This is a genomic window from Rhizobium beringeri (assembly GCF_004306515.1).
Taxonomy (GTDB): Bacteria; Pseudomonadota; Alphaproteobacteria; order Rhizobiales; family Rhizobiaceae; genus Rhizobium; species Rhizobium beringeri.
The window spans coordinates 337,745-362,776 of the sequence record NZ_SILG01000002.1 but is presented as its reverse complement, the minus strand read 5'-3'; the positions used below and the strand labels follow the sequence as shown (position 1 = coordinate 362,776).

Sequence of the window (25,032 nt, the reverse complement as noted above, 5' to 3'; positions counted from 1 at the left end):
GTCGTCGATGTTTGAAAACATTCCATCCGACGCCGAAACCGGCGTTCACTTCAATATCCGACCCGAAGGGCTTTTCAATGCCAGCAAAACAGGAACGACGTCTCCGCATCGGCGTATTGGGAGCGGGCCAGATTGCCCAGGCCGCGCACTTCGAGAGCTGCACGAAGGCAGCCAATGCCGACCTCTATGCGATTTGCGACGTTGCCGAGGATCTCCGCGAACGTATGGCAATCACCCATGGGGTGGAAAAAACCTATGACGATTACGACAAGATGCTGGCCGATCCCGACCTCGATGCCGTGGTGATCGCGACCGCCGATGCCTTTCACGTCCCGGCTTCCATTCGCGCCCTTCAGGCAGGCAAACATGTCCTGTGCGAGAAACCCGTCGGTGTCACCATCGAGGAATGCCTTGAACTGAAAGCTGTAGTCGACAGGGCGGGAAAGGTGTTTCAGGTCGGGCATATGAAGCGTTTCGACGCGGGGCTCCAGGCTGCCAAATCCTTCATCCGCGATGAAATGGGCGAAATGGTTGCTCTGAAAGCATGGTATTGCGACAGCACGCACCGCTATCCGATGACCGATGCGGTTCAGCCCCTGATCGTCACCAGCGCCAATGCGCGCAAGCCCTCCGCCAATCCGAAAGCCGACCTGCGGCGCTACTACATGCTTGCCCATGGTTGCCATCTGATCGACACGGCACGTTACTTCGCCGGCGACATCGTTTCCGTCAACGCTCGCCTGTCGGAGCGCGCCGGAATCTGGTGCTGGTTCGTGGATGTGGAATTTGCCTCCGGCACGCTTGGCCATCTCGATCTCACCGTCCAAGTGCGCATGGACTGGCACGAAGGCTTTCAGATCTATGGTAAGAACGGCAGCATTTTGGGCAAGACCTATAACCCCTGGTACTACAAGACCAGCGAGGTGGACATTTTCCGAGAAACGGACGGCGCCACACATCGCGTGCTCGGTGCTGACGGCCATTTCTACCGCCGTCAGGTCGAAGGCTTCGCCCGCACCATTCTGGATGGCGCAGTGATGGAAGGCGCCGATATCGATGATGGCCTGGCATCCGTACGGGCGATGGTCGCCGTCGCGCGTTCGGCCGAAAGCGGCAAGGCGGTTGCGCTGGCCGACGTCACGGGTGGCGTGTGATGAAGCTCGGCATCTTCGCAAAGACCTTCGAGGGAACGGAACCCACAACCGTTCTCAATTCGGTCGCCGCGGCCGGGTTCACCTGCGCCCAATATAATATGGCCTGCTCGGGCCTTGCGCCGATGCCTGAGATCATCACGGAAGCCCAGGCCCGCTCGGTTGCCGGAGCGGCGCGCGCGAGCGACGTCGAAATTGTCGCCGTTTCGGGCACCTTCAACATGATCCATCCAGATCGCTCAGTGCGCGAGGCCGGCCTTCGTAACCTCGCGACGCTGGCCGAGCGCAGCGCCGGCATGTCGACCGCGCTGATCACGCTCTGCACCGGCACACGCGACCCCATCGACCAGTGGAAGGCCCACGCCGACAACAATACGCCGGAGGCCTGGCGGGACCTCCTCGAAGCCATGGGAACGGCCATCGAGATCGCCGAGCGTTATGATGTGGATCTTGGCATCGAGCCCGAGCTCGCCAATGTCGTCAACTCGGCTGAGAAAGCCCATCGGTTGATCTCGGCATTAAAGAGCTCCCGCATCAAGATCGTGCTCGACCCGGCCAATCTCTTCGAGTTCGCGACGCTGGATGAGCAGCGGAGCATCGTGTCTTCTGCCATCGACGTTCTGGCAGATCGGATCGTCATGGCGCATGCGAAAGACCGCAATCCCGACGGTAGTTTCGCGACCGCCGGCAAGGGCGTCCTCGACTACGCGCATTATCTCGGCCGTCTCAAGGCGATTGGCTTTAACGGCAGTCTCGTCACGCATGGTCTTTCGGCCTCGGAGGCGGCCGGTGTGGCAACCTTCCTGAAGAATAGCCTCGACGGTCATTCTGCGGGGGCAGGAAGATGAGACGGGCGCAACCGTTCGAAACCAGCGACGGGACCATTCTCAATGTGGATATGGCGGGCGAAGGTGCATCCGTCATATTCCAGCATGGCTTATGCGGAGACGCGGCGCAGACCGACGAAGTCTTTCCGCTCGAATCGGGTTTTCGCCGGGTAACGATCGAAGCGCGGGGCCACGGCCACTCCCAAGCCGGCAATCTCGAGCAGTTGTCGATAGCGACCTTCTGCGATGATATCGCCATCTATATCGAGAAAAACCTTATGCCGCCGATCGTGATCGGCGGCATCTCGATGGGTGCGGCGATCGCCTTGCATCTCGCGGTCAAGCGGCCCGATCTTGTCAAGGCTCTGATCATCGCAAGGCCGGCCTGGCTGACGGCACCCGCGCCTGAGAATATGGCACCCAACGCCGAAGTCGGGCGGCTTTTGAAAACTCTGCCGCCGGATGAGGCAAAGACCACGTTCCTGGCCGGGCCGGTGGGCGTGCAGCTCGCCGCCGAGGCGCCGGACAATCTGGCGTCGCTTGCCGGCTTTTTCTCCCGCACGCCTTTGGATGTGACCGCCGACCTGCTCACCCGGATCTCAAATGACGGTCCTGATGTGACCGACGAGGAAGTCGGCAATCTCGCCGTACCGACGCTCATCATCGGCCATGATCGGGACAGCATTCATCCTCTCGCCTATGCGCGCGCTCTTGCTGAGCGGATTGCCGGTGCGCGCTTCGTGCAGATCACGCCGAAGACTGAGAGCCGTCCGCAATACGTCGCCGACTTCCGGCTTGCCATGGGCCATTTTCTGAAGGAGCTCTGAAACAATGACGACCCCCTCCAAGACCTGGATCGCGGATCTTCCAAAGGATCGCCTGATTGCCGAATTCTCCGTCTGGTCGGCTGATCTGGTGCATTTGGCGGATGAACTGGCGCGTGTCGATCCTCACGTCGACATCCTCCACATCGATGTCGCCGACGGTCATTTCGCGCCAGCCATGTTGTTTTTCCCCGATCTCGTTGCCGGGGTGCGCAAAGTTTCCGCGCGCCCGATCCATGTTCACCTGATGGTCGCCGACAGCATCATCCTGTCACAGATCGATCAGTTCGCCGATGCGGGCAGCGACCTGATCAGTCTCCATGTTGAAAACGAAAGCGTCGCCGACGAGGCTCTCGATCTTCTCGACCGCCGCGGTGTTGCCGCCGGCATGGTCCTCAAGGTCGATACTCCCGTCGAGCGGGTCGAAAGATACGTTTCTCGGCTGAGCTTCGTGACGCTGCTCGGCACGGCGATCGGCGTGAAGGGCCAGGGCCTCGACGAAAAGGCCGGCGCCCGGCTGCAACAGGCCAAGCAGATCATCGCCGACTGTGGGGCGGCGCATCGGATCGTGCTTGCGGCCGACGGCGGTATTCGCGAGCACACCGTGCCTCTGCTGCGCCAATCGGGTGCGGAGACCATCGTTCTCGGCTCTCTGGCTTTCAATGCGCCATCGCTCGACGAGCGGATGGCATGGGTCCGCGCACTCTAACTCATGGTCTTCACATGCAGCAGGTTGCCATTGGAATCGACCTCGGTGGGACGCAGGTACGCGCTGCCCTCGTCGATGAGCAGGGCCGGATTCTGGCGCGTGCAGCCGAACCAACGGATGCGCTGGCGGGTCCCGACCGCGTGCTCGCCCAGATTTGCGGCCTGGCGGATGGACTGCTTGCTGCATCGAACTCTGCTTCGGTGGTGGGCGTCGGTGTATCCGCTCCGGGTCCGCTCGACACGGTCGCCGGTGTCGCGACTGATATCCCGACCCTCTCCGGCTTCGTCGATTTTCCGCTGAAGGCGGAGTTGCAGAAGCGGTTTCCGTTTCCGGTAGACCTTGAGAATGATGCTATTGCCGCTGCCATTGGTGAGTGGCAGTTCGGAGTTGGCAAGGGAGTTGATAACCTGGTCTATGTCACCGTAAGCACCGGCATTGGCGGTGGCGTTGTTGCGGATGGTCGCGTGGTGCGCGGTCGCAAGGGCATGGCAGCCCATGTCGGGCACATGTCGGTCGTGCCGAACGGAGAGCTTTGCCCTTGTGGCAATAGGGGCTGTTTCGAGGCCTACGGATCCGGACCGGCTTTTGCACGACGCGCCCGCATAAGGGCCATGGAATCTAGCGGGACGACGATAGGCAGCGATGGCGGCGCCATCGACAGCCGTAGCATCTTCGCGGCCGCGAGAAATGGCGATCGTCTGGCAAATCAACTGGTTGACGAGGAAGCGGAAATTCTCGGTCGCGGCTTCACCAGCCTGATCCATATCTTCAGTCCCGATATCATTGTGATGGGAGGCGGGCTTTCCCACGAGTTCGACCGGCTGCAACCGGGCATTCAAGGCTACATCACGCAATGGGCAATGCCGGCATTCAAGGATGTCAGGGTAATGCTGGCGGCGTTGGATCAGAACTCGGGCCTCGTTGGCGCAGCGGCTCTGGCGTTTCTGACCGGCAAGGTTCCTTCGATCGATCAGCTTTAGAAAAGCAGGCCGATCCTGCGTGCATCGGTAAACGCGCTAGCGCAAGACCCCCTTTCCGTATCGAGAGGTTGCTCTCCGTCAGGGCGGCGGGGCGGTACTTTCCCTCAGGATCAGTTCGACTGGCCACAATTCGTGGACCTCATCCACGGCACGTCCAGCGATAAGCTGTAGCGTTAGCTCAGCGCAGCGCGTGCCCGCGGCACGCATGGACGATCGTGTTGTCGAGAGCGACGGCGCCATGTTTTCTGCCGTCAGATAAGGGAAAACGTCGTCATGAGCGATAACCGACACATCCTGACCCACCGTCATCCCAAGCGAACGGACGGCACGGTAAACACCAAGCGCTGTCATCGTGGAACCGGCAACGATGGCGGTCGGAGCATTCGCGCTCTCCAGAAAAGAGCGGGCATGACGAAAGCCGCTCTCGTCGGAGAATTTATCGCAGACCATCAGGTTGGGATCGACGACGAACCCACGCTCCTGATGGGCAATCCGAAAACCATGTTCGCGATGGATTGAATACGTCTTGCCCCGCAGGCCATTGACCATGGCAATGCGGCGGTGCCCGAGATCGAGCAGGTGTTCGGTGGCTCTACGCACCGCATTTTCATTATCGATATCGAGCCACGCGTGAACGTGCTCGGTCTCCGAGCGGCCGTGAACCAGGAAAGGCAGGCCCAAGCTGTTCAGCAGCTCGATCCGCGGGTCCTTGGGGCGAGGCGAATGAATGATCACTGCATCCACTCGGCGACTTTCGACGAGGCGTCGGTAGGCCTGCATTTCGTCGTCATCATTGTGCGCGGTAATAGGCGTGATGAGAATATCGGTATCGGCCGTTTCCAGGCGCTGCGCCATCCCCGACATGAATTCAGCGAAATGGATTTCTCCCGAACGCGCCATCATGACGCCTATCGCTCCGGCTCTCCCGGTCTTTAGCCGCACGGCATTGATATCGGGGCGATAGCCAAGCCGCATTGCTTCGCTCGCAACCCGGGCGCGCGTGGCTTCGCTCACCTCGGGATAGCCGCTGAGCGCACGGCTGACCGTCGTCGGAGAGAGCCCAAGCTGCTTTGCAAATTCACGAAGTTTCATCGGATGTCTTCTTTTTCCCGGCAATCAATGGACGAAGCGTTGGCGATGCGCAACGGGCAAGTATCAGTCCGGCAAAAATTGAAATCGGTTTCAATTTTGGTGCTTTGAATCTCAGCTCGAAGGGGTAAAAAATACCTCTAATCACTGTATATCGGCCATTTTCCCATCGGAATACAACTGAGGATCGTTAATCGTGACGGCTTGACGCCTCTGCGACGTTCTGCAATGGTTTGGTGGCCAAATCGATTTCAATTTCTGGGAGGAGATTATGAAAAAGTTTGCTTTAGCTTTGTCGGCACTCAGCGTCGCTATCGCTGCCGGCTCCGTCCGTGCCGCTGAAATTTCGTTTGCCGCAAATACCACCGGCAAAAACGTCGAATTCCTTCACAACCAGCTCGCAATTTTCGAGAAGAATACCGGCAATCATGTCAAGTTCGTCACCATGCCGTCATCAAGCAGCGAGCAGTTTTCTCAATATCGCCTGTGGCTTGCTGCTGGAAACAAGGACGTCGATGTCTATCAGACCGATGTCATCTGGGCACCGCAGCTTGCCGACCAGTTCGTCGATCTGAAGGAGGCAGCCAAAGACGTGGTCGGTCAGTTCTTCCCGTCGATCGTCGCGTCTCAGACTGTCAATGGCCGGCTTGTGGCGCTGCCGTTGTTTACCGATGCTCCGGCGCTGTTTTACCGAAAGGACCTGCTGGAGAAATATGGAAAACAGCCGCCGAAGACCTGGGACGAGATGGCCGCAACCGCCAAAGAGATTCAGGATAAAGAACGCCAGGCCGGACAGAAGGACCTCTGGGGCTACGTTTTCCAGGGCAATTCCTACGAAGGGCTTACCTGCAACGGACTGGAATGGGTGAAGTCGTCGGGCGGCGGCCAGATCGTCGAGCCGGACGGGACGATCTCGATCAATAACGAGCAGGCGGCAGCAGCGCTTGAACGGGCCAAGGGCTGGATCGGCACGATCTCACCGCCGGGAGTGCTCGCATATCAGGAAGAAGAATCGCGCGGCGTCTGGCAGACCGGCAACGCTGTCTTCATGCGCAACTGGCCTTACGCCTATTCTCTCGGAAACGGTGCCGACAGCGCGGTAAAGGGCAAGTTCGACGTGATGACGCTACCGGTTGCGGCCGTCGGCGATAAGCCGTCTTCGACACTTGGCGGCTGGAACCTGGCGGTTTCGAAGTATTCCGAAAAGCAGGACGCAGCCATCGCGCTCGTAAAATTCCTGGCGTCGAAGGACGTTCAAAAGGCACGTGCCATCGAACTCTCCAATTTGCCGACCCTGACGGATCTTTATGACGACAAGGATGTTGCTGCCGCGCAGCCCTTCATGCCGAACTGGAAACCGATTTTCCAGGACGCGGTGCCACGCCCTTCGGCGACGGCCAAGGTAAAGTACAATGAGGTGTCCTCGAAGTTCTGGACTGCAGTGCACAATACCCTGTCAGGCAGCGGCTCAGCTGCCGAGAACCTCGAGCTTCTCGAAGCCGACCTAACGACCCTCAAGGGCGACGCTTGGTAGGTATTCCGACCGGCGGCTGTCAGGCCGCCGGTCCGGTCTTCGGACGCGCTAACGAGGGATAGACGGTTCATGAGCGAAATCGTAGTTCCACAAGCAGTCAAGCCCAGGGTTTCCCATGTCAGAGCCTCCACGGAGCTGCGTTCCGAGCGCATTCGATCGGCATGGATGTTTCTGGCGCCGACGCTGTTGATCTTGGCAATCGTCGCTGGCTGGCCGCTGTTCAGAACGATCTATTTCAGTTTTACGAATGCGTCGCTGAACGACCTTGGCAATGCGCAGTTCGTCGGCTTTGACAATTATTTGTCGTGGGTGACGCTGAAGAGCGGAAGGACCGTCTATCGCGGGCTGCTTGCCGATCCGGTCTGGTGGAATGCCGTCTGGAACACTGCCAAGTTTACCGTCCTTTCGGTGGTAATCGAGACCGTGCTCGGGCTGATCGTCGCCCTGGTGCTGAACGCACGGTTCGTCGGGCGTGGGATCGTACGGGCCGCAATCCTCATTCCTTGGGCGATCCCAACAATCGTCTCAGCAAAGATGTGGGCCTGGATGCTCAATGATCAGTTCGGCATTCTGAACGATATTCTGCTCAACTTTGGTCTTATCAGCGAGAAGATTGCCTGGACCGCCAATCTGGAAACGGCGATGATCGCAGTGCTGATCGTCGATGTCTGGAAGACGACGCCCTTCATGGCGCTTCTGATTCTTGCGGGACTACAGATGGTTCCGGGAGACATCTATGAGGCTGCCAGGATCGACGGCGTCAATCCGGTCAAGGTTTTCTGGCGTCTGACGCTGCCGCTGATCCGACCGGCTATCATGGTTGCCGTGATCTTCAGGATGCTGGATGCGATGCGCATCTTCGACCTGATCTATGTACTGACGCCCAACAATGCGCAGACGAAGACCATGTCGGTCATGGCGCGCGAGAACCTGTTCGACTTCGACAAGTTCGCCTACGGCGCCACCGCGTCAACGGTGCTTTTCCTCATCATTGCCTCCGTAACCGTCCTTTATATCTGGCTCGGTCGCGTCAAGCTCGGCGGGGAGGAACGTTGATGCTGCTTTCGATCGCCAAAAATACGCTCTTCTACCTGCTCGTCACAATCATCGTGATCGTTGCGGTATTTCCGTTCTACTATGCAATCCTTACGAGCCTGAAGACCGGCACGGCCCTTTTCAAAGTCGATTATTGGCCGACCTCGATCTCCTTCGGCAACTACACTTCCGTGATGGGCCAGGGCGGTTTCGTCCGCAGTCTGGCGAATTCCGCGATGATCGCCTGCGTCGTGGTTTCAGCATCGCTGCTACTTTCGATCACCGCTTCCTTCGCTTTGGCCCGGGTGCACTTCCGCGGGCGGGCACTGTTGATGTTGACCATTCTCTCGGTGTCGATGTTTCCGCAGATTGCCGTTCTTGCGGGCCTCTTCGAACTCATCCGCTGGATCGGCATCTTCAACACGCCCTTCGCGCTGATCTTTTCCTACATGATCTTCACGCTCCCCTTCACCGTCTGGGTGCTGACGACCTTCATGCGGGAATTGCCGATCGAGATTGAGGAGGCGGCGATCGTCGACGGCGCCTCACCATGGGTCATCATCACCCAGGTGTTCATGCCGTTGATGTGGCCGGCGCTGGTAACAACCGGACTGCTCGCCTTCATCACCGCCTGGAACGAGTTTCTTTTCGCGCTGACATTCACGTCGTCGGATACGCAGCGAACCGTCCCGGTGGCGATCGCCCTGCTATCGGGCAACAGCGAATTCGAGATTCCCTGGGGCAACATCATGGCGGCTTCGGTGATCGTCACCGTGCCGGTCGTCGTGCTTGTTTTGATATTCCAGCGCCGGATCATTTCGGGGCTGACCGCCGGCGGCGTCAAGGGTTGAGGGAGTAGGACATGGCAGAAATCCGACTGGAGAATATCCGCAAGAGCTTCGGCGCTTTCGAGGTGATCAAAGGCGTGACGATGGACATCCGCCGGGGCGAGTTCATGGTGTTCGTGGGGCCGTCGGGATGTGGCAAGTCCACGCTGCTGCGGCTTATCTCCGGGCTCGAGGACATCACGTCGGGAACCCTCTCCTTCGACAACAAGACGGTGAACCAGCACGCGCCGTCGAAGAGAGGCATCGCCATGGTGTTCCAATCCTACGCGCTCTATCCGCATATGACGGTCTTCGACAACATGGCTTTCGGCATGAAACTCTCCGGCAGCACCAGAGACGAATGCCGCCAGCGTGTTGAACAGGCCGCCGGCATGCTGCAGCTCTCACCCTACTTAGATCGCTTGCCGCGACAGCTTTCCGGCGGGCAGCGTCAGCGCGTCGCAATCGGCCGGGCGATCGTACGCGATCCCAAGGTCTTTCTCTTCGACGAGCCGCTGTCCAACCTCGATGCGGCGCTTCGCGTCGCGACGAGGCTGGAAATCGCGAAGCTTCATCGCAGCATGCACAACACGACGATGATTTATGTGACCCATGACCAGGTCGAGGCCATGACACTCGCCGATCGGATCTGCGTGTTGAGGGACGGCGTCGTCGAGCAGATCGGCACGCCGCTGGAGCTCTACGAAAGCCCCAATTCGGTCTTCGTTGCCGGCTTCATCGGTTCGCCGAAAATGAATTTCCTCTCGGGCGGGCTGGCGCAACCCTATGATAGCCATACGATTGGCGTGCGCGCAGAGCATGTTCGCATCACGCCCGAGTCGCCCGTTTGGAGCGGCACGGTCATCCATTCAGAAATCCTTGGCGCCGATAGCTTCGTCTATCTGGATATCGGGGCGGATGAGCCGTTCGTCGTGCGTGAAGCCGGTGTCTCCCGCCACGCGCCCGGCCAAACACTTGGCCTTGTGCCGCTTGCCGGCCACGTTCACCGTTTCGACCGGTCGGGCCGGGCGCTTGAGCGAGCATCCATGCGGGCTGCCTGATTTTCCCAGGGTCGATGTTCCTCCCAAGGCTCGATCCGTTTTTAACTAAGGAGAGAACGACGTGACCATTCGCACCGTTGTGTGGGGAGAGAATATCCACGAGAATAGCAATGAGATCGTCCGGGGCATCTACCCCGAAGGCATGCACACCACGATCGCCAATGCGCTGAACACCGATCCAAGTATCTCGGCGACGACAGCGACGCTGCAGGAGCCGGAACACGGCCTCAGCGAAGCCCGCCTAACTGAGACCGACGTCTTGACCTGGTGGGGCCACAAGGATCACGGCGCGGTCTCCGACGTCGTCGTCGAGCGTGTCGCCAAGCGTGTCTGGGAAGGCATGGGCCTGCTGGTGCTGCATTCCGGCCATTTCTCCAAGATCTTCAAGCGGCTGATGGGCACGCCCTGCGCGCTGAAATGGCGCGAGGCCGGTGAGCGTGAGCGTCTGTGGACGATCAACCAGCGCCATCCGATTGCCGCCGGTATCGGCGAGCATTTCGTGCTCGAAAACGAAGAAATGTACGGCGAGCAGTTCTCGGTGCCTGAACCGCTCGAAACGGTGTTCATCTCCTGGTTCCAGGGCGGCGAAGTATTCCGATCGGGCCTGACCTGGCGGCGCGGCGCCGGTAACATCTTCTATTTCCGCCCCGGCCACGAGACCTATCCGACCTATCACGACGTCAATGTTCAGAAGGTGCTGATCAACGGCGTCAAGTGGGCCTATAACCCCGAGGGGTCGTTGACTGGTATCACCGATGCTCCAAATGTCCCGGTAGAAAAAGCACTAGAGCCGATCGTCGAACGCGGCCCGAGACTGCACCAGGCCGGCGAAGCCGGTTACCGCTGAGGAACTGAAACACCTTCCTTGGGCGTGGACGCCACGTGTGCGATCGGCCCGGGAAAACACTGCGCTGACAGTCGTCGCTCTCCATTTGGCAAGACCATCTGGCGCTTGTGAAAGTCGACGGTTCTGGCGCTAATGATTTCGATAAACGACCATGAGGACAAAAATGCGCTTGATCATTCTCGGAACCGGAGGATGGGCAAACACCCATGCCATGAATTTTTCCGAAATCGCCGACGTAAAAATTGTTGCTGCTGTCGATACGGACGAGGTCCGGCTGCGGGCCTTCGCGCTCAGGCATGGTATCCCCCTTACCTTCACGTCGCTTGATGACGCCCTTGCCTGGGGAGAGTTTGACGCCGTGACCAATGTCACGCCGGATCGCGCGCATTACTCCACGACAATGAAGATACTCGGCGCCGGCAAGCATGTCCTCTGCGAGAAGCCGCTGGCGGTAAACTACCGCGAAGCCAAAGAGATGGCCGACGCTGCTGCTGCGTCCGGCAAGGTCACGATGGTAAACCTTACCTATCGTAATGTAGCGCCGCTGCAAGCAGCGCGTAAGATGGTGCTGGACGGACGCCTCGGCGCGATCCGCCACTTCGAAGCGTCCTATCTCCAGAGCTGGCTGGTCTCAAAGGCGTGGGGCGACTGGACCAAGGAATCGCAATGGCTTTGGCGGCTGTCGACAAAGCACGGCTCCAATGGCGTGCTGGGCGATGTCGGTATCCATATTCTCGACTTCGCGGTTTTTGCCGCCGGAAGTGACGTCAAGGCGGCCGCATCGCATCTCAAGGTGTTCGACAAGAGCCCCGGGAACCGGATCGGCGAGTATGATCTCGACGCTAACGACAGTTTCCTGATGATGGCTGAACTCGAAAACGGTGCCGCTGGCGTCATCCACGCAACGCGCTGGGCAACCGGCCATCTGAACGAATTGCGCCTGCGCCTGCATGGAGACAAGGGCGCGCTGGAGGTGGTGCATACGCCTGAAGGTTCGACGCTCAGGGCCTGTGAAGGCCCCGATGCCGACAAGGCAATCTGGCGTAAGATCGAGGTCGAACCGGTTATCACCAACTTCCAGCGATTTGCAAATGCCGTGCATAAGGGGCAGCCGGATGAGCCTGGTTTCGGCCACGCAGCCAAGCTGCAATTCGTTCTTGACCACGCAGTGAAGACGGCCGGCGCTCTGACCGAACTTTAAGCGAAGGCGCTCGAGTTCAGTACTACCTCTGCAGGTTGCTCATCGTTTTAAGGCGAGGGCACCGGTTGCGCGGGCTGGTTGGAACCGGCGCCGACAGCCTCGTGCAAATTCCTCGACAGGGGAGTTGCAAAGGGACGTCGGCTTGGTCAGATGCGCCGGTTCAACTCGTCTTCGCTGATCCCAAAGTGGTCGAGAATGATGCCGACGTTTCGGCGATGAGATTTGAAATAGACGTCGAAGAGATCGCCAAGCAGCGGAACCGTCCCGCCGGCGGCGTCGATCCCGAGATTGACGGCCATGCGTGCGAGCTTGTGGGTGGGAATGCCGAGGCGTCTTGCCTCATCGATGATGAAAAGACCGATCAGGGATCCGGCAATGTCGCCGACGGCCGGGATGAGGCCGAGAACCGAGTCCGCGCCGATACGCACGCCGATGACAGGCAATCTGACCGCGGTATCCATCAGGCGCGCTATGCCGACGGCGCGCCGAATTCTTCCAAGTTCGATGGACGTCAGGTGTTTCGTGTTGGCGGAGGCTGGCATCAGCGACCTTTTGGCGCGAACGACCGTTCCGCCTCCTCGAGTGAGGGCGCGGGAAGGATGTCGTCGCAGTGCGCCGAAATAGTCCGACGCAACGAAAGGCAGGTGCCGTCATGATGTTCCATGGCCGTGAAACGCTGCAAACCCGATAAGGTTCGCCCGCGAAAGCAAGGATCATCTCTCGTCGGGAACCACGACCAATTTGCCCACGAAGTTCTTCGCCATGAAATCGGTCTGCGCGCGGTGGAATTCCGACAGTGGATAGACGCCGCCGACGAGAGGCCGGATCTTCCGGCTTTCGATATAGCCGACGATCCGGCGGAAGTCGGCGCGGCTTCCCTGGCTCGAGCCGTGCAGCTCCAGCTGCTTCAGATACATGGTCCGCAAATCGAGCTGAACGACCGGGCCGGCGATGGCGCCGGCTGTCGTGTAACGGCCTTCGGGGCGCAGGATCTTCAGGAGGTCGTTGAACAGCTGTCCGCCGACGAGATCGGCGACGACATCGATCGGTTGGCCACGGCTGGCGGAATGGACGGCTTCGACCAGATCGCCCTTGCCGCGGGTCACCACCGCTTCGGCGCCGATATCGAGCATCGCCGCCTCCTTGCCAGGACCTGCGACCGCGATCGGGATGGCGCCGCGGGCCCGCGCGAGCTGGATGATCGCCGAGCCGACGCCACCCGAGGCGCCGGTCACCAGAACGCGTTCGCCGGCCGACAGCCTTGCCCGTTCCAGCATGCGTTCGCCGGTCAGATAGGCGCAGCAGAAGGTGGCGAGTTCGACGTCGGTCAGATCGGTTGCGACGACATGGGCGTTCTCGGCCGGCAGTGCCATGTATTCGGCATAACCGCCGTCGCGGCCATGGCCCATGTAGTCGATGTCGGCGAGGCTGTCGTCGTCTCGGTTGTAGATCGAGAAGTCGACCATGACGCGTTCACCGATGCGTGCCGGATTAACGCCGGCGCCGACGGCGACGATATGACCGACTGTATCGGTGCCTTGGATGCGCGGGAATGTCAGCGTGTTGCCTTGTCTGCGCCATGTGGAGACGGCCGACGGATCGTCCTCGGTGCCGTAGGCGCCTTGGCGGACCCAGACGTCGGTATTGTTCATGCCGCAGGCCGTGACGCGGATCAGAACCTCGCCATCGGCGGGCGTCGGGACGGGCACGTCCCTGTCATAGAGGAGCTTGTCCAGACCGCCATGGCCGGTGAGCAATACGGCCGCCATCTTTTCCGGGATCGTCATGCTGATCTTCTCCCTCAGATGTTCTTGAAGACGGTTTCGATCGCATCCGCCGCGGCCTTGACCACGATGTCGGCCTCCTCGCGTGTCAGGCAAAGCGGCGGAGCGAAGCCGAGGATGTCGCCCTGCGGCATGGCACGGCCGATGACGCCGCGTTCGAGGAGGGCAGAAGCAACCTGCGGGCCGATCTTGCGGCCGGCATCGAAGAACGTGCGGTCGTCCTTGTCCTCGACGAATTCGACGGCCGTCATCAGCCCGTCGCCGCGGACTTCGCCGACGTTGCGGTGGCCGCCGACCGCCTTTTGCAGTTCCGAGCGGAAATAGGCGCCGGTCGTGCCGGCATTCTCGACAATGCCGAGTTCATCGATCAGTTCGAGATTGGCAACGCCTGCGGCGGCACAGATCGGATGGGCGGAATAGGTCCAGCCGTGACCGATCGCTCCCAGCTGATCGGAACCCTGCACCAGGACTTGCCACATCTTGTTCGAAACGATCGTGCCGGAAAGGGGAGCGTAAGCCGAGGTCAGCCCCTTGGCGATGGTGATCAGGTCCGGCTTCATGCCGTAGTGATCCGAGCCGAACATCGTGCCGAGACGGCCGAAGCCGGTGACGACTTCATCGGCGACGAGCAGGATGTCATATTTGTCGAGCACGGTCTGGATCTTCTGCCAGTAGCCGTTCGGCGGCGGCACGATGCCGCCGGTGCCTAGGATGGGTTCGCCGATGAAGGCGGCGATCGTTTCCGGGCCTTCGGCGATGATCATCTCCTCGAGCTTGTCGGCGCAATATTGCGAGAACTGCTCCTCGCTCATCGACCGGTCGGGGCGGCGGAAATAATAGGGTGCTTCGGTGTGCAGCACCGGTGCCCGCGGCAGATCAAAAGCGTTGTGAAAGAGCGCCAGGCCGGTGAGGCTGCCGGTCATGATGCCGGAGCCGTGATAACCGCGCCAGCGCGAGATGATCTTCTTCTTTTCCGGACGGCCGAGAATGTTGTTGTAGTACCAGATGAGCTTGATGTTGGTCTCGTTGGCATCCGAGCCCGAGAGACCGAAATAGACGCGGCTCATGCCGGTGGGGGCACGGTCGATGATCATTTTCGACAGCGTGATCGAGGCTTCCGTGCCGTGTCCGACATAGGCGTGGTAATAGGCGAGGTTCTTCGCCTGTTCGGCGATCGCGTCGGCGATCTTCTGGCGGCCGTAGCCGACATTGACGCAATAGAGGCCGGCAAAGGCGTCGAGGCTTTTGCGTCCTGTCGTGTCGGTGATGTAGACGCCTTCGCCGCCGGCAACGACACGGGTCGGCGTCTCGCCGCGGGCATGCCCGCCCATATGGGTCGAGGGGTGGAAGAAGTGATCGCGGTCCCAGGCGGTGAGTTCGTTGCTTCTGTCGAGCATGTCGTAGCCTCTTTCTTGAAATGGGGTCTCACTTGAAATGGAGTCAGGCGGCCGTATCGATGCAGAGATATTTGAGCTCGGTGAAGGCCTCGAGCCCGTGGCGTGACCCCTCGCGGCCAAGGCCGGACTGTTTCCAGCCGCCGAAGGGAATAGGCCCGCCGGTGATCTTCACCCGGTTGACGGCCACCATGCCGTATTCCAGCGCACGGCCAAGCCGCATCTGGCGGGCGCCGTTTTCTGTGACGATATAGGCGACGAGGCCGTATTCGGTATCGTTGGCGCGGGCGACGACCTCTTCTTCCGTGTCGAAGGTGGTAACCGCCGCCACCGGCCCGAAAGTCTCCTCGCGCATGATCAGCGCATCCGCCGGCACATCGGTCAGCAGCGTCGGCTCGTAGAAGAGCCGGCCGGCCTTGTGGCGCTTGCCGCCGGTGACGAGCCGCGCGCCGCGCGCCAGCGCGTCGGAGACCTGCTCCTCGACCTTGGCGACGGCGCGTTCATGCATCAGCGGCCCGATTTCGGCGCCATCCTCAAGCCCCGCACCAACCTTCAGTTCGGCAATGCGGTGGGCGAAGGCCTTGACGAAGCCATCGGCGATCCGTCGCTGGACGAAGATGCGGTTGGCAGCAAGGCAATCCTGGCCTGATGTGGCAAACTTGGCGTTGACGGCGATCTCGACCGCCTTTGATATATCGGCGTCATCGAAGATGATCAGCGGGGCGTGGCCGCCGAGTTCCATCACCAGCCGCTTCAGGGTCGGCGCGCACTGGGCGGCAATCAGCCGTCCAATCCCGGTGGAGCCGGTAAAGCTCATGGCACGCACGCGGGTGTCGGTGCACATCCGTCCGACGATCGTTGCGGCATTGCCGGTGACCACGTTGAAGACGCCGGCGGGAATGCCGGCACGCTCGCCGAGCTCGGCAAGGGCAAGGGCCGAAAGCGGCGTCTCGGAGGAGGGATGGGCGACGACCGTGCAGCCGGCGGCCAGCGCTGCGGCAGCCTTTCGGGTGAGCATGGCAGAGGGGAAATTCCAGGGCGTGACGATGCCGACGACGCCGAGCGCCTCGCGCCGGACGATCATTTCCGCGCCGGGAAGATGGCTGGTGACGCTCTCGGCGTTCAGGCGCTTGCCTTCCTCGGCATACCATTCGACGAAGGAGGCGGCGTAATCGATCTCGCCACGCGATTCCGCGATCGGCTTGCCCTGTTCGAGCGTCATGATCAGCGCCAGATCCTCCTTGGCCGCCAGCATCAGCTCAAACCATTTGCGCAGGATCGCCGCGCGGTTCTGCGGCAGCATCGCGCGCCAGGCGGCGAAAGCCTCTGCCGCTGCATCGATCGCCACCGCCGTCTCATCGGCGCCAAGGCTTGCAACCCAGGCCAGCGTCGTCGATGAGGCGGGATCTGTGACCTCGAAACTTTTCCCTGATTTGCCGGCGATCCATCGGCCGCCGACATAGGCGAGATCGCGCAGGAGATGACGGTCGCCAAGCCGCGACAGCGCGTCATGATAGGCGGGGCGGGCAAAAACGGCGGTCATGTCCATTCTCCTCGTGGCGGTTGACGTCAGTCTTCCATAGGAGCGGGCGAGAGATTGTCTGTTGGCGGATGCGAAAAGAGAGAGATGGTCTAAAGGACGGCGGCCTGGCAGAGAGATTGTCTACGACGTGGTCTGGTCTTCCTCGGCGGCAGTGAAGGAAGAGACCGGAAGGACTGTTTCCTCCTTCACCGTCTTGGTGACGATGTAGGTGAAGTAGCGGTCGATGCCGAGTTCGCGGTCGAGAAGCCCGTCGACCAGCCGCTGATAGGCGTCGATATCGGGCGCGATGATCTTCAGGATGTAATCGACGCCGCCGCCGACCGACCAGCAGGCGACGATCTCCGGGATTGCGCTGATGGCGCGCTCGAAGCGTTCGAAATCCGCCTGGCGATGATTGGCGAGCGTCACTTCCATCATCACGCTGGCGACCGGCGCGATGCGCCGTGGCGCGACGCGCGCGTGGTAACCTGTGATGATCCCGGCCCTTTCGAGCTTGCGCAGCCGCATCCAGCACGGCGTCGGCGACAGTCCGGCCTTTTCGGCCAGCGCCAGTTTGGTGATGCGGCCGTCGCGCTGGACGGCGTCGAGAATGCGCAGGTCGATGGCGTCGAGCTTCATGGTGCTTTCTTTAGAAAGAAATCATTTCAAACGCAGGGAAAAGACAATGGGAGCGCATTTTTGCATTGTCAATTGAACTGATTTTCAGCAGTGTTAAAATCATGACAAAGTGGCGCCCCGATCCCTCGCAACTCCGCCGTCCGGCCTATCTCTCGCTTGCCGAGCAGATCGCAAACGCGATCACGGACGGCAAGCTCACCGATGGCACACAATTGCCGCCGCACCGGAAGATGGCGGATGATCTGCATCTCTCGGTGCAGACGGTCAGCCGCGCCTATGACGAGTTGATCCGCCGGGGGCTGATATCAGGCGAGATCGGACGCGGCAGCTTCGTCCAGACCAGGCCGCGTGAGCCGGAGCCGCCTTATCTGCCGGAACGGCTGGGCGAGGTGATCGATCTGTCGATCCTGAAGCCGGTCTGCGAGCAGATCCATTTGGAAAGGCTGCGGCAGGCCTTCGGCTGGCTTTCGGAAAACTTGCCCTCCAGCTCCGCCCTTTCCTTCAGGCCGAACATGGTGTTTCCGCGCCACCGCGCCGTCGCCACGGAATGGCTGGCGCGCTGCGGGCTGGAGGTGTCGCCGCTGAACATCAGCGTGACGAATGGTGCGACTTCGGGCATGACGGTGGCGTTGATGAGCGTCGCCCCGCCCGGCTCGACGGTTGCGACCGAAGCGATCAGCCATCATACGCTGGTGCCGCTCTCGACCTATCTCGGTCTTCATCTCGAAGGGCTGGCGATCGACGAGGAGGGCATGATCCCCGAAGCGCTGGACGAGGCCTGCCGAAAGGGACCGATCCGGGCCATTTTCCTGCAGCCCTCGGTGATCAATCCGATGGCGGCGCTGATGAGCGCGGAACGTAGACAGGCGCTCGCCGCTGTCGCCGCCAAACATGATATCGCGATCATCGAAAACGACATTCTCGGCCCGATGGTTGAGAACCGTGCGCCGCCGATGGCCGCGTTTGCACCGGAGCGGACACTCTACGTCACGAGCTTCACCAAGATTACCGTTCCGGGCCTGCGGATCGGCTATCTCACCGCGCCCGACCGTTATGTCGCCGCCGTCGCCAACCGGCATCTCGTCTCCAACTGGATGGCGACGCCTGCCATGGCCGAGATCGCCACCCGCTGGGTCAGCGACGGCACGGCAATGGAACTGGTCAACTGGCAGCGCCGTGCCCTTTTGAGCCGGCACGCGATCGCGGCGGAAATGCTGGCCGGCCTGCCTTACCGGGCGCATCCGCAAAGCCTGCACGTCTGGCTGCCGCTCTTCGGCAACCATACCGAGGACGGTTTCGTATCGCAGGCAAGGCTGCGTGGTGTGGCGATCGCGCCTGGCAAATCCTTCCACACCGCCGATCAGGGCTGGACGCCGGCCGTGCGCATCTCGCTTGGTTCGACGACGGAAAGCGAGTTGCGGACCGGGCTCGGCATCGTCGCCTCATTGGCGCAAGGAAATCCGGAAGAGCTGCTGCTCGCGATCTGATGCCGCTGCCTTGTATTTGAGCGTGCGCAGAATAATTGTCATGATATTATTTTACGAATTGACATGATTTTGATGGGCCGTCATCGTTAGGACATTGCTTGTCTCAACAGGGAGAGACATGAATGCTTCCGCCCATCATCCGCATCGACAACATCGTCAAGAAATACGGCCCGCTGACCGTGCTCGACGGCCTGTCGATGAATGTCATGCCGGGCGAGAAGCTGGCGCTGATCGGACCATCCGGCTCCGGCAAGACGACGATCCTGCGCATTCTGATGACGCTGGAGACGATCAGCGGTGGCCATATCGAGGTCGACGGCGAACAGCTCTACCATATGCCGAATGGCAGCGGGTTAGTGCCGGCCGATGAGCGGCATCTGCATCGCATGCGCGAAAAGATCGGCATGGTCTTTCAGCATTTCAATCTGTTCCCGCATAAATGCGTGCTCGACAACGTGACGCTGGCGCCAATGCTGACCAAGGGCATCAAGCGGCCCGCGGCAGAAAAGCGGGCGATGGAGCTTCTCGACATGGTCGGCTTGGCCGACAAGGCAAAGAGCGTTCCGGCGCAGCTTTCCGGCGGGCAGAAGCAGCGCGTCGCCATTGCCCGGGCGCTGGCGCTGTCGCCGAAGATCATGCTGTTCGACGAGGTCACGTCGGCGCTCGACCCGGAACTGGTCGAGGAGGTGCTGAACGTCATGCGGCGGCTGGCGTCCGAAACCGACATGACCATGCTTCTCGTCACTCATGAAATGGGCTTTGCCCATGACTTTGCCGACCGTGTCCTGTTCTTCGATCGCGGCAAGATCGTCGAGGAAGGCAAACCGGGCGACATCTTTCGCAATCCGACGCAGGAGAGGACGCAGACCTTCCTGCGCAAGATCATTGCGGCGGGGCACCGCGTCTGAGCTCAGACATTGCCCGCAAGAACAAGACTCAAGGAAAGTCAGAGGAGTTGGGAACGATGAAAGCAGGATATTTTTTGAGCGCCGCCAGCCTGTCGGCGCTTCTGATCACGGCGGCCGCTCCGGCCGCCGCCGATGACAAGCTCGAGCAGCTGAAGGAGCAGGGCTTTGCGCGTATCGCCATCGCCAACGAGCCGCCGTTCACGGCCGTCGGCGCCGATGGCAAGGTGTCCGGCGCGGCCCCCGATGTGGCGCGTGCAATCTTCGAAAAGCTGGGCGTCAAGGAAGTGGTCGCCTCGATCTCGGAATATGGCGCGATGATCCCCGGCCTGCAGGCCGGCCGCCACGACGCGATCACCGCAGGCCTCTTCATGAAGCCTGAGCGTTGCGCTGCCGTCGCCTATTCCGAACCGATCCTCTGCGACGCCGAGGCTTTCGCTCTCAAGAAGGGCAATCCGCTGAAGCTGACGAGCTACAAGGACATCGCCGACAATCCGGACGCCAAGATCGGCGCGCCGGGCGGCGGGACCGAAGAGAAGCTTGCGCTCGAAGCCGGCGTGCCGCGCGATCGCGTCATCGTCGTTCCGGATGGCCAGAGCGGCATCAAGATGCTGCAGGACGGCCGCATCGACGTCTACTCGCTGCCGGTTCTGTCAATCCATGACCTGATGGCCAAGGCGAATGATCCGAACCTTGAAACCGTCGCACCCGTCGTCAATGCGCCGGTCTATTGCGATGGCGCTGCCTTCCGCAAGCAGGACGTCGCCCTGCGCGATGCCTTCGATGTCGAGCTGAAGAAGCTGAAGAAGCTGAAGGAATCGGGCGAATTCGCCAAGATCATCGAGCCCTACGGCTTTTCGGCGAAGGCCGCAATGTCGACGAGCCGTGACAAGCTCTGCGCCGCGGCGAAATAATCGAGGGGTTAGCAGCCGGCCATGCCATCGGCATGGCCGGATTGTCCCCGAACGATCTCCTAAAGCGCGTCGCGATCTTTCAGATTCGCTCTCTCGCGCTTTAGGCCCTTGTTTTTACGCATGTCGTTATCGCAAAACCGCTGCACAGTTTTGCGCGACATGCTCTAGGAAGTGAGTTGCCGATGTCGGTAGGGTCCGGCTATCTGACACTGATCCTTCAGGGCGCCCTGGTGACGCTCGAACTGACGGTCATGGGGTCTGCGCTGGCGCTGGTGATGGCCTTCCTGGCGGGCCTCGGCCGCCTGTCGCGCTTCTTTGCCGTGCGGGCTCTGGCGACGGCCTATATCGAATTCTTCCGCGGCACCTCGATCTTCGTCCAGCTTTTCTGGGTCTATTTCGTGCTGCCTTTTGCGGGTTTGACCCTGACGCCGCTGCAGGCGGGCGTGCTGGCGCTCGGGCTGAACGTCGGCGCCTATGCGGCGGAAGTGGTGCGCGGCGCCGTCAAGGCCGTCGGGCGCGAACAGTCTGAAGCCTGCATCGCGCTCAACCTTTCGCGATACCAGCGTATGCGCCACGTCATCCTGCCGCAGGCACTGCCGCTGATGCTGCCGACCTTCTGCAACAATGCGATCGAACTCCTGAAGGGCACGGCCGTCGTGTCGCTGATTTCGCTGACGGATATGACGTTCCAGGCGCAGGTGGTGCGGGCGCAGACCGGCAATACGCTCGTCCCCTTCGCGACGATCCTCATCCTCTATTTCCTCATGGCCTCGGCGATCTCCGCGACGATGCGCTGGCTGGAGCGGCGGATGGCGCGCAGCCTCGACGGCATAAGGACCTGATCAGATGGAATGGGATTGGGACTTCGTCTGGCAGATCATGCCGACCCTTCTGGAAGGGTTCAAGATCACTCTTCTCGCCACCATCCTCGGCGCAGCCGTCGCCATGATCGTCGGCCTGGCTCTTGCCATTGCGCGGCGGTCACCGGTAGCCGCCATTTCCAGGACGGTCGGCTTCGTCTCGGAATTCATCCGCGGCACTCCGCTGCTGGTGCAGCTCTACTTCATCTTCTACGTGCTGCCGGATATCGGCATCCGGCTGGCACCGCTGGTCGCAGGCGTCATCGGTATGGGCATTCACTATGCTACCTATACCGCCGAGGTCTATCGCGCCGGCATCGAGAATGTGCCGCGCGGACAATGGGAGGCGGCCAAGGCCACCAATCTGTCGACGCGCCAGGCCTGGATCCACGTGATCCTGCCGCAGGCGATCCCGCCGATGATCCCGGCGCTCGCCAACTATCTCATCGCCATGTTCAAAGAGACACCGCTGCTTTCGGCGATCACCGTGCTCGAACTCATGAACCAGGCAAAGAGCATCGCCAACAGCAATTACCGCTACATCGAGCCGATGACGCTGGTCGGCGTCTTCTTCCTCGTCATCAGCCTGATCTCGGTCGTGGGATTACGCTGGCTGGAGGAACGCTACGCAAGGATAGATGACTGACCATGACCGTAGAGATTGAGATCATTCCCGCCGGCCGGCCGCCGCGGCTGGAGGATCGGCCGCTGGAAAAGCGTATCGGCCTGGTCATCCTCGCGACCGACCACACGACGGAAGTCGACTTCCAGCGTATGGTCGCCGGCGATCGCCTCGGCGTCTATGTCAGCCGAATCCACTATGCCAATCCGGTCACACCGGAAAACCTCTTGCGGATGCAGCCGTCGTTGACGGAAGGCGCGGCACTGATCCTGCCGGACGAGGCACTCGATGCCATCGTTTATTCCTGCACCTCCGCCTCGGTGGTGATCGGCGACCGGAACATCGAGGCGGCGATCCATGCGGCCAAGCCCGGGGTTCCCGTCGTGACGCCGACGGCGGCTGCCGTGAAAGGTCTGAAGGCGCTTGGCGCCAGACGGATTTCGGTGCTGACGCCCTATACGATCGAGACCAGCCGGCCGATGGCCGACTATTTCTCGGATCTCGGCTTTGCGATCGACCGCTTCACCTGTCTCGGCCTGACCGATGATCGCGAGATGGCGCGGATCGCACCGGACGAGATCCTTGCCTTCGGGCGCGAGGCGCTGGCGCCGCAGTCCGATGCGCTGTTTATCTCCTGTACGGCGGTGCGCGCCGCCCAGGTCGCCGCCCGCATTGAAGCGGAGACCGGCAAGCCGGTGATCACCAGCAATCTGGCGACCGCCTGGGCCTGCCTGAGGCTTTGCGGCGATGATCAGGCGCGGCCCGAACTCGGTCAATTGATGACCAAGCCTTATCGGGAAGGCTGAGATCATGGTGAGCACCTTGCCTGTTTCGCTGGAGGATATCCGCGCAGCGGCGCGCCGGATTGGCGGCCGCGTGCTTAGCACACCGATGGTGCAGTCCGCTTCACTTGGCGAATTGGCTGGCGTGCCGGTCCATCTCAAGCTCGAACATCATCAGACGACCGGAAGCTTCAAGCTGCGCGGGGCAACCAATGCGGTGCTCTCCTTGTCACCGGCCGGGCGCGCGCATGGCGTCGTCGCGGCCTCGACCGGAAATCACGGCCGGGCGCTTGCCTATGCGGCAAAGGCGGAGGGTGCAGTCGCGACCATCTGCATGTCGCGGCTGGTGCCGGAGAACAAGGTTTCGGAAATCCGCCGCCTCGGTGCCGATATCCGCATCGTCGGCGTATCGCAGGACGAGGCGCAACAGGAGGTCGACCGGCTGGTCCGCGAGGAGGGGCTGGTGATGGTGCCGCCCTTCGATCATCCTGATGTCGTGGCCGGGCAGGGGACGCTGGGGCTCGAAATCATCGACGCCATGCCGGAGGCGGCAATCGTGCTGGTGCCGCTCTCGGGCGGCGGCCTTGCGGCGGGAGTTGCGGCTGCGGTCAAGGGCATCAGTTCGAAGGCCAAGGTGATCGGCCTGACGATGGAGAAGGGCGCTGCAATGAAGGCAAGCCTCAATGCGGGGCAGCCGGTGCAGGTCGAGGAAGTGGCGAGCCTTGCCGACTCGCTCGGCGGCGGCATTGGCCTCGACAATCGCGTCACCTTTGCCATGTGCCGCGAACTTCTCGACGACGTCATCCTGCTGACCGAGGCGGAAATCGCCGCCGGCATGCGTCATGCCTATGCCTGCGAACGCCAGATCGTCGAAGGCGCGGGCGCGGTCGGTATCGCCGCGCTGCTTGCCGGAAAAATCAGGCGCGGCGGTCCCATCGTCGCGATCTTATCCGGGGCGAATGTCGACATGGAGCAGCACCTGCGGGTGATCAACCGGACACAGCCACTCTACGGCGAGGAGGGACCATGAGCCGGATGATCATTCTGACGGAAGCGGAATTGAGGAACGTCATCGGACTCGACCGAGATACGGTCGCCTGCATCGAGGAGGCTTTCGCAGCGCTTGCGACCAAGGCTGTCGCCATGCCGCCGATCCTGCGGCTCGACATTCCGGAATATCGCGGCGAAGTCGATGTGAAGACGGCCTATGTGCCTGGCATCGAGGGCTTCGCGATCAAGATCAGCCCCGGCTTCTTCGACAACCCCAAGATCGGCCTGCCGAGCACCAACGGTATGATGGTGCTGCTGTCGAGCCGAACCGGATTGGTGCAAGCACTGCTGCTGGACAACGGCTATCTCACCGACGTGCGCACCGCGGCAGCGGGCGCCGTCGCGGCAAAACATCTGTCGCGGCAAAATGCATCCGTGGCCGCGATCTTCGGCGCAGGCATGCAAGCGCAGCTGCAGCTCGAAGCGCTGACGCTGGTCCGGCCGATCCGCGAGGCGAGGATATGGGCGCGCGATGCCGCCAAGGCGCAAAGCGTGGCAGCCGAATTGGCCGCAAAGCTCGGGTTTCCCGTCATCGCGATAGCGGACGCGAGAGGTGCAATGACCGGCGCTGATCTCATCGTAACCACCACGCCGTCGGAAATCCCGATCATCGAGGCCGGGTGGCTGGAACCCGGACAGCATCTGACGGCCATGGGCTCGGATGCGGAGCACAAGAACGAAATCGATCCGGCCGCCATTGCGGCTGCCGACCTCTACGTCGCCGACAGCTTGAAGCAGACGCGGCGCCTCGGCGAATTGCATCACGCAATCGACGCCGGCCTGGTTGCGGCCGACGCGGTCTTTGCCGAGCTCGGCCAGATCGTCGCCGGCATGGCGCCGGGACGGACGCGCAACGACCAGATCACCATTGCGGACCTGACCGGGACCGGCATCCAGGACACCGCCATCGCCACGCTCGCCTTTGCCCGCGCCGGCGCGGCGAAGGCCGGGACCACGTTCGAAAGCTGACCGGCGCGGCGCCGGAAAA

The 25,032-nt window shown here is 61.3% G+C and carries 25 protein-coding genes; 19 read left to right on the top strand and 6 right to left on the bottom strand.

The features are described 5' to 3' along the window. The first annotated feature begins 77 nt into the window (after positions 1 to 77). The 5 genes from ELH03_RS25385 to ELH03_RS25365 are packed head-to-tail and all read left to right on the top strand — an operon-like array spanning position 78 to position 4,491. Positions 78 to 1,154 carry a Gfo/Idh/MocA family protein gene (locus tag ELH03_RS25385; RefSeq protein WP_128400180.1) on the top strand — a complete coding sequence of 359 codons (1,077 nt, stop codon included), beginning with the start codon at positions 78 to 80 and terminating at the stop codon, positions 1,152 to 1,154. Further along, positions 1,154 to 1,999 (top strand): sugar phosphate isomerase/epimerase family protein, encoded by an 846-nt coding sequence (locus ELH03_RS25380; RefSeq protein ID WP_128411629.1) that lies wholly within the window; start codon positions 1,154 to 1,156, stop codon positions 1,997 to 1,999. Before ELH03_RS25385 ends, ELH03_RS25380 begins: the two co-directional genes overlap by 1 nt. Then, on the top strand, positions 1,996 to 2,805 hold the full coding sequence (locus ELH03_RS25375) for an alpha/beta fold hydrolase (RefSeq protein ID WP_130766869.1): 810 nt from the start codon (positions 1,996 to 1,998) through the stop codon (positions 2,803 to 2,805). The genes ELH03_RS25380 and ELH03_RS25375 overlap by 4 nt, the downstream gene beginning before the upstream one ends. A 4-nt stretch (positions 2,806 to 2,809) precedes the next feature. After that, the gene (locus tag ELH03_RS25370; RefSeq protein WP_128400183.1) at positions 2,810 to 3,511 is read left to right on the top strand and encodes a ribulose-phosphate 3-epimerase; all 702 of its coding nucleotides are present in this window, start codon (positions 2,810 to 2,812) and stop codon (positions 3,509 to 3,511) included. A 14-nt stretch (positions 3,512 to 3,525) separates the two neighbouring features. Beyond that, the gene (locus tag ELH03_RS25365) at positions 3,526 to 4,491 is read left to right on the top strand and encodes an ROK family protein (protein WP_128400184.1); all 966 of its coding nucleotides are present in this window, start codon (positions 3,526 to 3,528) and stop codon (positions 4,489 to 4,491) included. Positions 4,492 to 4,569: 78 nt separating this feature from the next. Here ELH03_RS25365 and ELH03_RS25360 read toward each other — a convergent pair whose 3' ends face one another. Further along, positions 4,570 to 5,583, bottom strand: coding sequence for a substrate-binding domain-containing protein (locus ELH03_RS25360; protein WP_128400185.1), 1,014 nt, complete (start codon positions 5,581 to 5,583; stop codon positions 4,570 to 4,572). A 268-nt stretch (positions 5,584 to 5,851) separates the two neighbouring features. Between ELH03_RS25360 and ELH03_RS25355 the strand changes: the two genes are divergently transcribed. The 6 genes from ELH03_RS25355 to ELH03_RS25330 all read left to right on the top strand — a co-directional run bounded on the left by ELH03_RS25355 (position 5,852) and on the right by ELH03_RS25330 (position 12,085). After that, a complete protein-coding gene (locus ELH03_RS25355; protein WP_130766868.1) occupies positions 5,852 to 7,114 on the top strand; it encodes an ABC transporter substrate-binding protein in 1,263 nt (420 codons plus the stop codon). Between the two features lie 69 nt (positions 7,115 to 7,183). Then, on the top strand, positions 7,184 to 8,170 hold the full coding sequence (locus tag ELH03_RS25350; RefSeq protein ID WP_128400187.1) for a carbohydrate ABC transporter permease: 987 nt from the start codon (positions 7,184 to 7,186) through the stop codon (positions 8,168 to 8,170). Continuing rightward, complete coding sequence (locus tag ELH03_RS25345; protein ID WP_128400188.1) at positions 8,170 to 9,000, top strand: carbohydrate ABC transporter permease; 831 nt, start codon at positions 8,170 to 8,172, stop codon at positions 8,998 to 9,000. The genes ELH03_RS25350 and ELH03_RS25345 overlap by 1 nt, the downstream gene beginning before the upstream one ends. An 11-nt stretch (positions 9,001 to 9,011) precedes the next feature. After that, a complete protein-coding gene (locus ELH03_RS25340; protein ID WP_017991311.1) occupies positions 9,012 to 10,037 on the top strand; it encodes an ABC transporter ATP-binding protein in 1,026 nt (341 codons plus the stop codon). 61 nt (positions 10,038 to 10,098) lie between these two features. Next, the gene (locus tag ELH03_RS25335) at positions 10,099 to 10,884 is read left to right on the top strand and encodes a ThuA domain-containing protein (protein ID WP_128400189.1); all 786 of its coding nucleotides are present in this window, start codon (positions 10,099 to 10,101) and stop codon (positions 10,882 to 10,884) included. 163 nt (positions 10,885 to 11,047) lie between these two features. Beyond that, positions 11,048 to 12,085, top strand: a complete 1,038-nt coding sequence (locus ELH03_RS25330; RefSeq protein ID WP_128400190.1) for a Gfo/Idh/MocA family protein — start codon at positions 11,048 to 11,050, stop codon at positions 12,083 to 12,085. A 146-nt stretch (positions 12,086 to 12,231) separates the two neighbouring features. On the opposite strand, the gene ELH03_RS25325 is transcribed toward ELH03_RS25330, so the two are convergent. The 5 genes from ELH03_RS25325 to ELH03_RS25305 all read right to left on the bottom strand — a co-directional run bounded on the left by ELH03_RS25325 (position 12,232) and on the right by ELH03_RS25305 (position 17,424). After that, the gene (locus ELH03_RS25325) at positions 12,232 to 12,627 is read right to left on the bottom strand and encodes a DUF4112 domain-containing protein (RefSeq protein WP_128400191.1); all 396 of its coding nucleotides are present in this window, start codon (positions 12,625 to 12,627) and stop codon (positions 12,232 to 12,234) included. Positions 12,628 to 12,798: 171 nt separating this feature from the next. Beyond that, positions 12,799 to 13,872, bottom strand: a complete 1,074-nt coding sequence (locus ELH03_RS25320) for an alcohol dehydrogenase family protein (protein ID WP_128400192.1) — start codon at positions 13,870 to 13,872, stop codon at positions 12,799 to 12,801. Between the two features lie 14 nt (positions 13,873 to 13,886). Then, the gene (locus tag ELH03_RS25315; RefSeq protein WP_130766867.1) at positions 13,887 to 15,266 is read right to left on the bottom strand and encodes an aspartate aminotransferase family protein; all 1,380 of its coding nucleotides are present in this window, start codon (positions 15,264 to 15,266) and stop codon (positions 13,887 to 13,889) included. A 43-nt stretch (positions 15,267 to 15,309) separates the two neighbouring features. Further along, positions 15,310 to 16,806, bottom strand: a complete 1,497-nt coding sequence (locus ELH03_RS25310; protein WP_128400194.1) for an NAD-dependent succinate-semialdehyde dehydrogenase — start codon at positions 16,804 to 16,806, stop codon at positions 15,310 to 15,312. A 120-nt stretch (positions 16,807 to 16,926) separates the two neighbouring features. Further along, positions 16,927 to 17,424: an Lrp/AsnC family transcriptional regulator gene (locus ELH03_RS25305; RefSeq protein ID WP_128400195.1), complete on the bottom strand. Its 498-nt coding sequence runs from the start codon at positions 17,422 to 17,424 to the stop codon at positions 16,927 to 16,929. A 101-nt stretch (positions 17,425 to 17,525) separates the two neighbouring features. Between ELH03_RS25305 and ehuR the strand changes: the two genes are divergently transcribed. The 8 genes from ehuR (at position 17,526) to eutC (ending at position 25,013) form a co-directional block, all read left to right on the top strand. After that, complete coding sequence (gene ehuR / locus ELH03_RS25300; RefSeq protein WP_128400196.1) at positions 17,526 to 18,911, top strand: MocR-like ectoine utilization transcription factor EhuR; 1,386 nt, start codon at positions 17,526 to 17,528, stop codon at positions 18,909 to 18,911. A gap of 122 nt (positions 18,912 to 19,033) precedes the next feature. Continuing rightward, positions 19,034 to 19,819 carry an ectoine/hydroxyectoine ABC transporter ATP-binding protein EhuA gene (gene ehuA / locus ELH03_RS25295; protein WP_128400197.1) on the top strand — a complete coding sequence of 262 codons (786 nt, stop codon included), beginning with the start codon at positions 19,034 to 19,036 and terminating at the stop codon, positions 19,817 to 19,819. A gap of 56 nt (positions 19,820 to 19,875) precedes the next feature. Further along, the gene (gene ehuB / locus ELH03_RS25290) at positions 19,876 to 20,730 is read left to right on the top strand and encodes an ectoine/hydroxyectoine ABC transporter substrate-binding protein EhuB (RefSeq protein WP_130806817.1); all 855 of its coding nucleotides are present in this window, start codon (positions 19,876 to 19,878) and stop codon (positions 20,728 to 20,730) included. 182 nt (positions 20,731 to 20,912) lie between these two features. Next, a complete protein-coding gene (gene ehuC, locus ELH03_RS25285; protein ID WP_128400199.1) occupies positions 20,913 to 21,572 on the top strand; it encodes an ectoine/hydroxyectoine ABC transporter permease subunit EhuC in 660 nt (219 codons plus the stop codon). A gap of 4 nt (positions 21,573 to 21,576) precedes the next feature. Continuing rightward, positions 21,577 to 22,236 (top strand): ectoine/hydroxyectoine ABC transporter permease subunit EhuD, encoded by a 660-nt coding sequence (gene ehuD / locus ELH03_RS25280; RefSeq protein WP_128411625.1) that lies wholly within the window; start codon positions 21,577 to 21,579, stop codon positions 22,234 to 22,236. 2 nt (positions 22,237 to 22,238) lie between these two features. Then, positions 22,239 to 23,018, top strand: a complete 780-nt coding sequence (eutA, locus tag ELH03_RS25275) for an ectoine utilization protein EutA (protein WP_128411624.1) — start codon at positions 22,239 to 22,241, stop codon at positions 23,016 to 23,018. A gap of 4 nt (positions 23,019 to 23,022) precedes the next feature. Then, positions 23,023 to 24,024, top strand: a complete 1,002-nt coding sequence (eutB, locus tag ELH03_RS25270; protein ID WP_128400202.1) for a hydroxyectoine utilization dehydratase EutB — start codon at positions 23,023 to 23,025, stop codon at positions 24,022 to 24,024. Then, positions 24,021 to 25,013, top strand: a complete 993-nt coding sequence (gene eutC, locus ELH03_RS25265) for an ectoine utilization protein EutC (RefSeq protein ID WP_128400203.1) — start codon at positions 24,021 to 24,023, stop codon at positions 25,011 to 25,013. The genes eutB and eutC overlap by 4 nt, the downstream gene beginning before the upstream one ends. The last annotated feature ends 19 nt before the right edge of the window (positions 25,014 to 25,032 follow it).